The organism is Baaleninema simplex PCC 7105, assembly GCF_000332355.1.
Lineage (GTDB): Bacteria > Cyanobacteriota > Cyanobacteriia > Cyanobacteriales > Geitlerinemataceae > Baaleninema > Baaleninema simplex.
The window spans coordinates 3,490,671-3,503,988 of the sequence record NZ_KB235958.1; the positions used below are offsets into that span (position 1 = coordinate 3,490,671).

General features: G+C 53.7%; 9 protein-coding genes. 3 read left to right on the forward strand and 6 right to left on the reverse strand.

Annotated features, from left to right (window positions below; translation table 11 throughout):
• Positions 1 to 144 precede the first annotated feature (144 nt).
• A complete protein-coding gene (locus GEI7105_RS0117810; RefSeq protein ID WP_017661790.1) occupies positions 145 to 1,857 on the forward strand; it encodes a DUF2079 domain-containing protein in 1,713 nt (570 codons plus the stop codon).
• 93 nt (positions 1,858 to 1,950) lie between these two features.
• Here the strand turns inward: GEI7105_RS0117810 and GEI7105_RS0117815 are convergent, their stop codons facing one another.
• Complete coding sequence (locus GEI7105_RS0117815; RefSeq protein WP_017661791.1) at positions 1,951 to 2,814, reverse strand: DUF72 domain-containing protein; 864 nt, start codon at positions 2,812 to 2,814, stop codon at positions 1,951 to 1,953.
• Positions 2,815 to 3,003: 189 nt separating this feature from the next.
• Between GEI7105_RS0117815 and GEI7105_RS0117820 the strand changes: the two genes are divergently transcribed.
• Positions 3,004 to 4,068 (forward strand): branched-chain amino acid aminotransferase, encoded by a 1,065-nt coding sequence (locus tag GEI7105_RS0117820; protein WP_017661792.1) that lies wholly within the window; start codon positions 3,004 to 3,006, stop codon positions 4,066 to 4,068.
• 11 nt (positions 4,069 to 4,079) lie between these two features.
• The gene (locus GEI7105_RS0117825) at positions 4,080 to 4,973 is read left to right on the forward strand and encodes an EI24 domain-containing protein (RefSeq protein ID WP_035493316.1); all 894 of its coding nucleotides are present in this window, start codon (positions 4,080 to 4,082) and stop codon (positions 4,971 to 4,973) included.
• Between the two features lie 565 nt (positions 4,974 to 5,538).
• Here GEI7105_RS0117825 and GEI7105_RS33660 read toward each other — a convergent pair.
• From GEI7105_RS33660 to ccmP, 5 genes are all read right to left on the reverse strand, one after another.
• A complete protein-coding gene (locus tag GEI7105_RS33660; RefSeq protein WP_017661794.1) occupies positions 5,539 to 7,281 on the reverse strand; it encodes a choice-of-anchor K domain-containing protein in 1,743 nt (580 codons plus the stop codon).
• 572 nt (positions 7,282 to 7,853) lie between these two features.
• Positions 7,854 to 8,471, reverse strand: a complete 618-nt coding sequence (locus tag GEI7105_RS0117835; RefSeq protein WP_017661795.1) for a hypothetical protein — start codon at positions 8,469 to 8,471, stop codon at positions 7,854 to 7,856.
• Between the two features lie 24 nt (positions 8,472 to 8,495).
• On the reverse strand, positions 8,496 to 10,739 hold the full coding sequence (locus tag GEI7105_RS0117840; RefSeq protein WP_017661796.1) for a caspase family protein: 2,244 nt from the start codon (positions 10,737 to 10,739) through the stop codon (positions 8,496 to 8,498).
• Between the two features lie 301 nt (positions 10,740 to 11,040).
• Positions 11,041 to 12,225, reverse strand: a complete 1,185-nt coding sequence (sat, locus tag GEI7105_RS0117845) for a sulfate adenylyltransferase (protein WP_017661797.1) — start codon at positions 12,223 to 12,225, stop codon at positions 11,041 to 11,043.
• 344 nt (positions 12,226 to 12,569) lie between these two features.
• A complete protein-coding gene (gene ccmP, locus GEI7105_RS0117850; RefSeq protein WP_017661798.1) occupies positions 12,570 to 13,208 on the reverse strand; it encodes a beta-carboxysome protein CcmP in 639 nt (212 codons plus the stop codon).
• Between the last annotated feature and the right edge of the window lie 110 nt (positions 13,209 to 13,318).

Consider the following 13,318-nt stretch of genomic DNA (forward strand, 5'->3'; position numbering starts at 1 on the left):
TTCGCGCTCGGGTCTAAACCCGACTTTATACGACTCTTGGCAAATGTTGACTGATATTTTAACGTTTTCAAACGGCCGTCCGCTCGACAACCCTCGGCGACACGGACAGTTTCGCGGCTTAATGCAGGAGAATCTTTGTTAGCGATGTGGCTGAAGCTCAAAAAAAATCCTTGGTTTCGTTTGGCGATCGGCGCGGCGATCGCTTTCTTTTGCGTGAGTGCGGTTTTAACATTACATCGCTACTACAGCTTTTATGCCTCTTACGATCAGGGAATTTTCAATCAAGTGTTCTGGAATGGCAGTCACGGACGCTTTTTTCAAAGTTCTCTCTCTTCGGCATTGTCTACAAACGTCGTTCACCAAGGGGAACTCCCCACGGTGTACTACCACCGTCTCGGACAGCACTTTACTCCAGCGTTGCTGTTATGGCTACCCCTGTACGCCCTTTTTCCCTCCCCCGTCACGCTCACCGTTCTCCAAGTAACCTTGGTGACGGCGGCCGGATTGGTATTGTACGTCTTAGCTCGCCATTACGTTAACGAGGCGATCGCTGCCTTCATTACCGTAAGTTTCTACGGTGCCAACGCCGTCCTCGGTCCGACTTGGGGCAACTTTCACGATATCTGTCAGATTCCCTTATACACCTTTACACTGCTGCTGGCCATGGAAAAACGCTGGTGGTGGCTGTTTTGGCTGATGGCTGTCGTCCTGTTGATGGTGCGGGAAGATGCCGGGATCGGACTGTTCGGCGTTGGCGTTTACATGGTGCTGAGTCGCCGCTTTCCCCGTCGCGGTCTGGCCGTGTGCGCCCTCAGTTTCGGCTACATCCTGATCTTGACCAACCTCATCATGCCGCTGTTTTCTGAGGATATTTCCGAACGGTTCATGATCGAACGCTTCGGACAGTACGCCGAAGGAGACGAAGCCTCGACCCTCGAAATTATTTGGGGCATTCTCAGCAATCCCCTGCGACTGATCGGCGAACTCTTTACCCCCCTCGGACGGACGATCGCCTATTTATTGGGCCAGTGGTTGCCCCTGGCGTTCGTTCCGGCGGCCTCGGGGGCCGCCTGGTCGATCGCGGGGTTTCCGTTACTCAAACTTCTCATCGCTCAGGGACAGTCCGTGTTGTCGATTAACATTCGCTACGCTTTGACGGTGGTGCCGGGGCTGTTTTATGGGGCGATTTTGTGGTGGTCGGTTCGTCCGCAATTGTTTGAAAAAACGGCAGTGCGGCAGTTTTGGACGTTTTGCATCGCCCTGTCGGTGTTGATTACGATTTCGGCCAATCCCAACCGCACCCTGTCGTTTTTGGTTCCCGATTCGATCGATCCGTGGGTGAAAGTCTCTCTGTCTCGCCAGTGGGAACACGCCCGCGCGATCTATCCCTTGCTCGATCGCGTTCCCGAGGACGCTAGCGTTTCGGCGACGACCTACATCGTCCCGCATCTGTCTAGTCGCCGCGAAATCCTGCGTTTTCCCAAGTTGGAACTCGTTACCGACGAGGGAACTGCCGAACGCATGGAGTATGTTTTGGTGGATTTGTGGCGCTTAAATACTTATCAGGTCGCGTTCAAACACGATCGCGCTCGTTTGGAGGTGATGGTTCCTAAAATTGAGAACCTCGTCGCCAGCGGTGAATACGGCCTCCTCGAACTCCGCGACGGTGTGGTGTTCCTCGAACGGGGCGCGTCCTCGAATCCCGAAGCGTTGCAGGCTTGGGAAACCTATCGTGGAGAGTTGAGAGTTGAGAGTTCGCAGCATCGCCCACTCATGTTGCACCAAAGAGACACAGAGAGGTTTGATGCAGCACGATCGCGGTATTCTGCTATTTCAGCATCAGGGGAAGAAGGATAATCTTTTGTTTTATCACATAATTAGCAAAATGTCAATATCAAAAATCGAATTTTTTCACCACAGAGACACAGAGGACACGGAGGCAAAATAGACTCAAAACAAACTCAGTTGAACAGGCGGATCGTCGATCGCGTTCCAAGGAAGTGACGAAACGGGAATTTCGCGATTTTCTAACAAATTTTGGAGCGATCGCGCGGTTCCCGGTGAAAAATCTTCGACGGGACAATGAACGAAAAAATACACTTGAAGTCGGCGATCGTTCCAGTGTTCCAAACGGTTCGCCCAATCTTCTAAAAATGCGGTATTGGCGTCTCTGTCGGGGTGGGTGATGAAGCGCACGAAGGCGAAATCCGCCGTAATCGTCGGATGTAACGGAAGGTTGGGTTTTCGCCGCCGAGAATGGCGTTGAGGGTCGTTTTCACCGGTATTTCCGGGTTGGTAAATGGGGCGCGTATCCAACATCACTCGCGCGATTCCCAACTCTCGCAACAGGGCGTCGAGACGTTGTGCGTAGGGTTCGGCGAACCAATCTCGATGTCGAACCTCTAACGCCAAACGAACTCGGGGAAAGTCCGCCTTGAGAAATGCCGTCAAATCCTCGAAAGACTCGGGGCTGTAGTTGGGGGGAAGCTGCACGAATACCGGGCCGAGTTTATCGCCCAATCGCTGCATTTGTTGCAAAAACTCTCGCGTGGCGTCGATTTGCGGTTCCAGCAGCCCAGAATGCGAGAGCGATCGCGGAAGTTTCAAACAGAACTCGAACCCCTCTGGAGTTTCCTGCGCCCAGCGATCGAGTGTCGCCGCATCGGGAACTGCGTAAAACGTCGTATTTCCCTCAACGGTGCGAAAACGGCGACTGTATAGCGCCAAAAAATCGCGATTTCGGCTTCCCGGTGGAAAAAATTCCCCCATCCAGCCTTTATATGCCCAAACCGCACATCCCAATCGCAAATCCATGTCGATCGTCGATCGTTAACAGCCTTTTACAGTGAAAACAGTCACCAGTGGGAACAGTTGACCGTTTCTCCCGCTCTCCCTTTCTCCGCTGCTCCCCCTCCGGTCTCCTGATTTGATACCTTATATTAAGGATTCAGTAGTCCTCCAAACAACCCCCATCGGAGGCACAGAGAGGAAAGAAGACACACTATGGCAGCGCAAACCTATTCGATCGAAATCGAGCAATCCTCGGAACCTCGACTGCGAGGACTCGACGTTAACAACGTCCCGTTTGGGAAACTGTTTAGCGACCATATGCTCGTCGCTACCGTCGAACGGGGAACCTGGAGTGCGAAAATTGTACCCTACGGTAAATTGGAGATGTCGCCGTCGATTTCGGCGCTGCACTACGGACAATCAGTGTTCGAGGGGATGAAAGCGTATAAAAGTCCCCAGGGCGAGCCGTTGCTGTTCCGCCCCCATGCAAATTTCCATCGCATCAATCGTTCCGCCGAACGGTTGTGTATGCCCCCGATTCCCGAAGATATCTTCATGGAGGGGTTGCAACAACTGATTCGCCTCGACGCCGACTGGATTCCTACGCGCCCCGGTAGCGCCCTCTACATTCGCCCAGTTTACTTCGCCACAGACGAATCGATCGGGTTGCGTCCGTCGGAACGCTACACTCTGGCCATCATGACTTGTCCGGTGGGGGCGTATTACGCCGAACCCGTCAAACTCACGATCGCCCCTCAGTACGTGCGGGCGTTTCCGGGTGGAACGGGAGCGGCGAAAGCGGCGGGAAACTATGCGGGAAGTCTTCTAGCCGATCGCGAGGCCAAACACCGGGGTTACGATAACGTATTGTGGCTCGATGGCATTCACCACAAATACATCGAAGAGTGCGGGACGATGAACGTCTTTTTCGCGATCGATGGCGTTGTGGTGACGCCAGCGTTGCAGGGGACGATTTTACCGGGAATTACCCGCGATAGCGTGTTGACGTTGTTGCGAGATTGGGGAATTCCGGTTGAGGAACGAGCGATCGCTCTCGACGAACTGCTCGAAGCCGCCGACGCCGGAACGTTACAAGAAGCGTTCGGTGCGGGAACGGCTGCAACGATCGCTCATATCGATACGATTCATACGGGCGATCGCGAGTTGCAACTTCCCCCGATCGGCGATCGTAAATACGCCAACCTTTTGTTGAAGAAACTCGCAGATATTAAAACGGCTAAAACCGACGATCCCTATGGTTGGGTGGTTCGCGTTTAACGGACGAACATATGACTGACGAACGCGGCGAAAATTGGTTCTCTCGCATTTTAAACGTTCCCGTGGGGGCGGTTGCTGGGGCGACATATCCGCTTCGGGCGATCGCCCTGTTGCTGGCTAAGCCGAAACTCCTGGGGTACGTCGTCTTTCCCATTTTGACGAATATCGTCGTGGGAATCGCACTTTACGTAGGATTGCTGTTACCAGGATTGCGAGACGTGCGCGATCTGACGGGGGCGATCGACTCTCGCATTGCAACTTGGGTTGCGAACCTTCCAGCTTGGCTGAGTTGGTTGGGGTTTACGGGAGACGTTCTCGGCGGCCTTTTGCAAATTTTGTTAGTCCTAGGATTGTTTGTTTTGACGGGGTTCCTACTCGTTCAATTCGGTGTAATTTTAGGGTCGCCCTGGTACGGACAGCTTTCAGAGCAGTTAGAAAAACTCAAAACGGGTAAACTTCCCACCTATGAAGGGGGCGCTCTCGCCATTGTTAAAGATATTTGGCGAGCGTTAGCTTTTGAGGTCAAAAAACTCGTTTTAGCTGCTGGGTTGGGGGTATTTTTACTAATTTTAAATTTCGTTCCGGGGATTGGAACGGCGATCGCCAGTCTTGGCGGGATCGGGATTACGGCGACTTTAGTGTGCTTGGATTTCCTCGATTCTCCTCTCGAGCGCCGTCGCTTGCGATTTCGCGACAAACTCAAAATTGCCTTCAGTTTTTTTCCCGCGACGGGAACTTTCAGTCTCGTCTGTTTGGCGTTAGTCAGCGTTCCCCTTGTCAACCTTCTCGCCGTTCCGGTTTGCGTCACCGCCGGAACTTTATTTTTCTGCGATCGCATTTATCCGAAACAGTTCGCTGCGATCGAAGCCGATCGACAGGAAGATTTCGAGCGATCGAACGTATAAAATCCTAATTTTATCAAATCTAAATTGTAGCTCTTCTGACCTTGATGTGTAGGGTGAATGTCTGTCACCGACCTCTGGAAAGAGATTTCGCAATTTGAGTTTTTTATCCCGTTTTAAAAAACTCTTGTCCTGTAAAAGTTTCAGCAGTTTCTTGCATAGTAATTTCGGAAGAGTTTAATTTTTTCTGAAGTCAAATTGCACGAAAAAAACAATATTTTTTATAAATTCCTAGCTCAAATATTTAAATAAAATTTATATCAAAAATACTAATTTTTTCAAACTTAATGTATACAAAACAACGAAAAATATAAATTTTTTAATATTAAAAATAAAATCCGAATTTCAAACACTGATTTTATTCAGACGAACAAATCTCTCTCTGTGTCCTCTGTGTCTCTGTGGTGAAGATTTCTTGAAACTTAGCTTATCCGAAACAGATTCCAGATTTCCAAAAATTGCCGAAACGCAACGAACTGTTTTCACTCTCCCCTCTTCCCTGAAAAAAGTTCCCCCGACACAACATCGAGGGAACCAGTGCGAGAACAATGAGGAGCGATAGCTTTAATTAAAACGCATAGTCGCCGTCGGGGACTTCCACGAGGGAGTCTTCAACCGCCGCAACGTCTGTTGTACTGAGGACGAATCCGACAAAGAATCCGGCTTCGAGTTTAATACCAACATCTTCGATCGAGTCGTCGTTGAAGTCACCCACCTCAAACGAAAGGTTCGAGATGCTTTCGAGAGCGATGCGATCGACGCCAGCCTCGAAGTCGGTAATCAAGTCGGTACTTAACGCCGCTTCGATGTTGATGTCGGTTTCGATCCGCAACACGAAGGTATCGCTTCCGCCTTCACCGGTGAGGATGTCGAAGCCGAAGTCGCCAAAAATGGCATCGTCGCCGTCGCCACCCATAACGATGTCGTTTCCTTGACCGCCACGAACGATGTCGTCGCCGTCTTCACCCATAACTACGTCGTCCTCTTTGCTTCCGTTGAGAACGTCGATACCTTCGCCACCCATCACGCTATCGAAGCCGTCTCCGCCGACGAGAACGTCGTTTCCAGCTTCGCCAGAGACTTCGTCGTTTCCGTCACCGCAATCGATGGCGTCGTTGTCGTCGGTTCCCGACACGCTGTCGTCACCCTCGGAACCGATAACGTCGTTTTCGCCAATGTCGTCGAGATCGACACTTCCTCCCGTCGTAAGTTGGAACGTGGATTCGCTCGAAAAGGCGATCGCCGCCGAGGTGGTGGTACTCCACACGACGTTCAGCGTCGAGGAACTGCTCAAAATGGCCGATCCGGCGATCGCTCCGTTTCCGGTTCCGTCGCCACCGATAAATACGCCGTTCGCTGCTTGAATCGACACGACGGTTTCGGTGGACAGTTCGATGAAAAAGCTACTGACGCCGCTTCCGCCGCCACCACCACCGGAATCGCCAGGATCGCTCACGAGGGTCAGTTGTCCGTACAGATCGGCGATGTCAAATCCTTCTTCGGGAGAGTCGAAGCCGCTCTCGAAGCTGGAACCGCCGTTTTGGGAGAATCCCAGCAATTCTAAGGTAAAGGTTTTTCCGTCTACCTCGAACGTTTCTGGGGTTAAACCGCTGGTGACGAACCGCAGGCGATCGGCGTCCATCACGGGATCGCCGGTGTCGTTGGGGGTGTTGAGAATATCGAAGAGAAAGTCGAAATCGACTTTGCTATCTGCACCCTCGACGTCGAGTTTGACGGCGAAACCGAATTCTCCGTCGAAGCCACTGTTTCCGACGATGGTTCCGTTGCGATAGAAAATCTGTCCGAGTTTGAACGGTTCGTCAATGTCGGCGGCGAAGCGATGGGTTCCGTCGAACTGGAGGACGCTGGTAAAACTTCCCGAAACGGCGACACCCCAGTCGAAGCGGTTGTCGCTTCCCCCGTTGCGATCGCTAATTTCGATGGTGGAACTGGCGGTTGTATCTACGGGTTCGGTAAAACTCCCGAAGGATTTACCGACCACTTCTGCGGGACAGTCGCAATCGCTGTCGTCGCCGCTATCGCCGCTGCTGTCGTCGCCGCTATCGTCGCCACTGTCGTCGCCGCTATCGTCGCCACTGTCGTCGCCGCTATCGCCGCCACTGTCGTCGCTATCGTCGTCATCATCATCATCGTCGTCATCATCATCATCGTCATCGTCATCATCGTCATCATCGTCATCGTCATCGTCATCCATATCGTCCATCATGTCGTCGTTACGCAGACGCATACTCTCGAAGGTCGGGAATTCGGAAGTTTCGTCAAAGACAGAGGACGTGAAATCAGTTTTCATGGCTCTTTTACCTGCATCGATTTGCTAATTCGCAATTCTGAAACGATCGCGATCGCGGGTTGTTCGATTGCCTCTTTCAGTTACATCTCACGACGGTTTTTCCGATCGCGAGTTCCCTATTCAATTGATTTTTATAATGCTGATAATAACGCTGTTTTTAACCAAAACACAACGACTAACAGCGTTAAATTAGATGAAGAAAATCTTTAACGCTGTTATTTATTTATTCTCTAACTCTATCGGCGCGAGGGGACACAAAACACTTACAGCGCCAGGTTTAGGTAGTCAAAGAAACTCGCAGAACGAGCCATCACTCTGGGATGGAAATGTCAAGATTTCTGAAAAATAGATGCTTGCTGTTCTTACACAACACTGTAAGGGGTGGGTTTCGATCGCTTCTCGCAAGTTTCTGTATTTCTACTTACGCATACCGAAATTTGCGATCGCATCGCTAAACGCGTCGGACACTTTAGGAAGTGTCACAGATATCGAAGCTTTACAAAATCAATATAAACTCGCTGCAATTGTTAAATTTGTATTTAATTTCGATAGTTTTCTTGACAGAGAAACCCTCAATCCTCTAAGACTTGACTCCAAATTGCCAAGCCGCCCCCACGTCCTCGTGCGCCGAGGCCGGTGTCGCCAACCCAAAAGTACTTAAAAAATGCCTGCTGTTTGACTGGCGTGTCGTAAAAACAGCGATCGCGCTCTTTACCGTTGCGGACGTAACCCTCGAACAGCGTCCGTCCGAACACCTGCACGGTCGCCCGCGTGAAATCGAACGCCAGTAACCGATTGCGCTCGACGAACTTCACCGGCCCCGTCAGCGTAAACCGCAACCCTCCCACTTTGACCGAATTTTCGACTCGTCCTGCGTCCCATTCTGGGGTAGGTTCTCCGTCGCGGCGATCGCCCTGCGAATAGGTTAGCCGAATCTCGAGCCATCGGGGAAGATAGCGACCCGCCCCTAACACTACCCCCGCTCGCTGACGACTTTTCTGGGTTCCCGTGACGAATCCCAACCGCCAAGTTCCCAACAGGCGATCGAACTCTAACAGCTCGCGATCGCGTTTCGACTGCTTTTCCAAAGCTAACAAGGCTTCGACCACAGCATCCGCTTGAGGGCGTTCGGAGAGTTCCCCTCGAATCGATCGAACGGCCTCTCGAACCAATTCCACAGTTTCAGACACGGGTATTTTCTCCTGGGGGGGCGATCAAACGACGCGATAAGCAAATTCCAAGGTCGCCCAAACGCGGGTATCGAGGGCGTAGAAGTCCGTCGAAACGTCTTCGTCCTGGGTGTTACGGAGACTGGCCACGTGCAAGTCTTGCAAGATAGCTTTGGCGATGTCGAGGGGCGTGTCGAGGGTGCTGAGGTCGCGGGGGTTGCGAGCGGGATGGGTGCGGGCGGCCAGCAGTCCCAACGCCAGAGCAAAGGGGCGATCGCAGCACAGCAGTTGCATTTTCACCGGTCCGACCGGCCGTCCGACTTCCCAACTGACGTTTTGCGAACCGGGGGGCAAACTCACCGTCTCTCCCGGCATTAGGGGATCTTGCTGAAGTGTTGGCGGATTGGCGTTGCTGACGGTGTGGAACGGATAAAACGCGACGGTGCGTCCGCTGCTGTCGAGACCGAACAGGAGATAGTACAGGGGGCGATCGCCTAAATTTTGCAGTTGGTAGCGAATGCGGCTCCCCGCTCGCACTTCAAGAACGTCTTCCGTACTACTTTTCGGCATCGGTTGACTGCTACTGCGGCGTTTCCCTCGCAACGTTTGTTTAGACACGACGTACTGGGGAGTCGTGGCGTTATCCTCGCCGTCAAAGACGAGAAGACTGCCGCGAACGCCGATTTGCGAAGACCCCGCGTTGGCGGTCAAGCCCATGAGTTTGGCCGCGAGGAGGGTGCGAAGTTGGGGAACCAAGCGTTGAACGGATTTTTTGATGGCTTCCTCGTTTTCGCCGATGCTGTTGGGAATGAGTTCGCGGCCGATAGTGAACAAGCCGTAACTGCCGAGATCGCTGGGAAGATCGATGGCTTCGGTCGAGTAAGTTTGAGCGATCGTCGCCCGACGTATCCGTCCGAACAGACAATCTGCCGGTTGCTCCCCAGCTACGACCGAGGACACCGAGCGAATGCCGGAAAAGGCGCTGGTGGCATCGACGCGCTCGATGCGTTCGAGTTTGGGGTCGAGGGCGACGGTGAGTCCGAGGCTGCGAGGAACGACGCGCAGGTCTTCGCGTACGAGCTGACCGGGTACGAGGCGGGATAGGTCGGACTCGGAGGTTTCGACGAGTTGCGCTTTGGCTATCAGACCGTCGCGCGATCGCACTTTGAGGGTGAGAGGGTCGCGGTTGGCGTCTCCCGGTGCGGGAATCACCGATAAGAGACTGTTGGGGCTGTAACGTTCGAGAACCTCGCTGGGCAACCCTCCGAGCCACACCGAGGCGCTGGCGTTGTTGCGATCGACCGATAACACCGCACCGTCGGCGGTTACGGCAGTGAGTTGGGGAACCAACAGCGAGAGATTGCTGTCGCCGTTTTGGGACGGACAGTCCGCGAGGCGTCCGATGCAGAGTTGGGGCTGTTGGTCGCGACCGGCCAGGCGATCGACGGTTTGAGCGGCTCGGCGTACCGTCGCCCCGACGGGGAGTTCGGGGGTCGCCCACCACAGTTGTTGAGTCAGAGCGTAGGTAAAGGTTCCGGCCGAGAATCCTTGCCAACGGTTTTCGGTGGCGATTTGCTGTTCTGCCGATGCTGTCAGAACTAGACCGGGAACGCGATCGCTCGTGGGTCGATCTGTGCCGAGGCGATCGCGCAGTTTCGCCAATCGTTCCTGCTGGGTTTGGCTGAAGGACGCGACGGTTGGAGACGGGCGCGATCGGATGCGTAACGATCCCTGTAACGGCGTTCCAGGGTAGGTATAGCTGGTATCGAGGACGGTGACGACTTTTTTCGTTGCCAGCGATCGCAACAGTAACGCCAGGGTCGTCAGGGGCAAGTCTGCCTCGTTCTCGTCTGCTGCGACCAGGCTGTTCTGTACCTGTTCGGAGTCTCGGGATACCTGTATCTGAGAGCCGTAGCCGCTGAAGTGAAACAGGACGACGTCCGAGGGTCGAGCGCGATCGATTAAATGCTGTTGAAACGCCTCTTCGATACCTTGAACTGTGGCGAGATCGTCGGTGAGGGTCGAGATGTCCTCGGGGTTGAAGCCGAAACGGTGAATCAAGACGTTGCGTTGGAGGCTGACGTCTGTTTTACAGCCAAACAATCCCTCTTCCGACCCCGTCGCCGATTCTGGATAGCGATCGATACCGACCAAAAGGGCGAGTTTGCGCGGTGCGTTTTGAGCCAGCACTCGGGCCGCGTCGCGGCTTTGAAGGGACAGCCCCAATTCGATCGCGGCTGTCGCCACGAGCGAGCGAGTGGCGTATTGTAAGAAACCCCGTCGTTTCATGTCGGTTTGCGGTGGTTAGGGTGGGTTAGGCGGTGTTAGAAGTTTACGGCGGTTCGGTTCCCGACGTTCGAGGCTCGCACGCCCTTTTTCCCTGAGTTCGGCGATCTTTCGATTCCGGTCGGGTTTCCGAGGGCGATCGTGTCCCTGCGCCGATAGGCGTCAAAAGTGAGGCGATCGCAAGTCCATCATTAGCTTAATCAGCTTAAAACCAGTTTTCAACCCGTTTCAGACGAATTCAAAACGGCTCTAAAACGAGTCGTTGTCGAGAAATGCTCCCCGACAACGACAACCGCCCTACGGCTTACTCTTTACCTTTGTGCATGGCGTTGGCGAGTTCCGTCGCCACTTCCGGACGGGAGAATTCCGGCGGCGGTAACTGACCGCGTCGCAGCATTTCCCGCACTTTCGTACCGGACAAATGAATGCGCTCTTCCGGGGTACTCGGACTCGTCTTCGAGGTGGCCATCGACTGGGTGCGCGTGCAGTAGAAGGCGTGTTCGAACTTCATCGGAACGATACCCAGTTCCCCAGGCTCGAACTCGTCGAAAATATGTTGGGCGTCGTAGGTTCCATAGTAGTCACCGACTCCCGCGTGATCGCGTCCCACAATAAAATGAGTACAGCCGTAGTTCTTGCGAACCAATGCGTGGAAAATGGCTTCGCGGGGGCCGGCGTAGCGCATCGCCGCCGGGTTGATGGCCATCATCACGCGATCGCGCGGAAAGTAGCGATCGAGCATAATTTCATAACACCGCATCCGCACGTCAGCGGGGATGTCGTCGCTTTTCGTCGCTCCCACCAGCGGGTGGAGGAACAAACCATCAACGGTTTCGAGAGCGCACTTCTGAATGTACTCGTGGGCCCGGTGAATCGGGTTTCGGGTTTGGAACCCGACCACGGTTTTCCATCCTTTCTCAGCGAACAACTCCCGACTTTCAGCGGGGTCGATTTGATAGCGGGGGAACGAGGGATGGGGGTCGCGTTGCAGCAGCCACACCGGCCCGGCCAAGTTGACGTCCCCTTGTTGGTAAACCACCGCCACGCCGGGGTGTTTTTCCTCGTTCGTCCGATAGACGTGAAGGGCTTCTTTGAGTTTGTCGTATTGATATTTCTGGGTCAGTTCCAGAACGCCGACAAACCGTCCGGTCGAGTCGTCCAAGCGTACCAAACTCCCGATTTCCAGGGAATCGGCCACGTCTTCGGTGACGTTGAGGGTAATGGGAATCGACCACGGGAGTCCATCGGACAACCGCATATCCGTGACGACGCTTTTATAGTCGGCCTCTTCCATAAAGCCAGTCAGAGGGCTGAAGCCACCGATGGCGATAAGGACGAGGTCGGAAAACGTGCGATCGTCCATCTCGACGCGGGGAAGACTATCCGCCTTATCGAGAAAAGTTTGCTTTTGTTCCTCGGTGGCAATCCGGTTAATTAACGTGCCACCGTGAGCGGGGATGGTTTCTTGATACTGTTTTGCTGCACTCACGTTTGAGACGGGGTGAATTTTTTACGAAACGTTGCAGTTGCCTTCAGTGTATCTCCTCTTGGCACAACCGTTAAGCGATTTTGGGTTGGCCATGAAGGGGAGAGGAGGGCAAGTCGTCGGGTGCATGACGCGGCCGGAAAATGTGGCTGAAGTCAGGTCAATGTGATGTTACCGCGTCACGCACCGCCCCCAACCGAGAGATGAAGAGATGAGGGGATGAGGAGGGAGATTCTCTGGCTGGTGCGTTTCGCGGATATCCTATCGACGAACACCGGCCAACCTTGTTTGGCCGCGAAATACACCCTACCGCTCATCTGCCAATGTACACCGCCTACGACTCCTCATCATTCGTTCGAGGATTTCCTGTGTCCGCGGCCGGAGATGTTTTCGATCGCGGCGACGACAGCTTGAGAGGCGGCGATGATGTCCCGCTCCTCTCCACCGAGATAAAGACGACCGAAGCTTCCCACGGCTTGTACTTGTAAAATATTGATCTGGGCTGATTTTTCAGCTTCGTTCGCCGCTAAAGCAGCATAAGCGGCCGGGGCGACTTCCATCACGTACAAACTTTGTCCGGCCAGCAACATCTGTCCGCGACGGGTGCGGTTGATCAGTTGTGTTTGGTGGGGGTCGAGGTTGCGGATAATCTGACTCGACATGATGCGCGGTTTGAGGCGTTCGCTTTCCTTGACTCCCAAAGCGTCGAGAATGGCGATTCCGGCGGTTCGCGTGTCGCTTTGACGGCTAGAGTGAACTTCGAGCAACCCATAAAGCCGTTCCACCACCTGCACCCCAGGACGAACAGACGTGGACTTGAGGGCGACGTCGGTAATGCGGTTGATTTCAATTCCCGGCGAGATTTCTACCCAAAGCGACGTATCGCCAGGAAGGGGGAGAAATCCGAGGGCGACGGTTCCCATGTAAGCAGCGTGTTGAGGTTGCAGACTGTCAATATAGACAAAGCTGCGTAGTTCGACTCCCAAAGTTCGATTCTCCGCGAAAGACCGATTGGCAATTGTAGAGTACGACATCACCCGTGTCAGGCGAAGTCAGCCTGCGACATTCCACCGCACGACATTCGACTAATACCACG

Excerpts from the sequence above, each read along its gene's own strand:
- GEI7105_RS0117810 (WP_017661790.1), top strand. The coding sequence starts at position 145 with ATGTGGCTGAAGCTCAAAAAAAATCCTTGGTTTCGTTTGGCGATCGGC.
- GEI7105_RS0117815 (WP_017661791.1), bottom strand. The coding sequence starts at position 2,814 with ATGGATTTGCGATTGGGATGTGCGGTTTGGGCATATAAAGGCTGGATG.
- GEI7105_RS0117820 (WP_017661792.1), top strand. The coding sequence starts at position 3,004 with ATGGCAGCGCAAACCTATTCGATCGAAATCGAGCAATCCTCGGAACCT.
- GEI7105_RS0117825 (WP_035493316.1), top strand. The coding sequence starts at position 4,080 with ATGACTGACGAACGCGGCGAAAATTGGTTCTCTCGCATTTTAAACGTT.
- GEI7105_RS33660 (WP_017661794.1), bottom strand. The coding sequence starts at position 7,281 with ATGAAAACTGATTTCACGTCCTCTGTCTTTGACGAAACTTCCGAATTC.
- GEI7105_RS0117840 (WP_017661796.1), bottom strand. The coding sequence starts at position 10,739 with ATGAAACGACGGGGTTTCTTACAATACGCCACTCGCTCGCTCGTGGCG.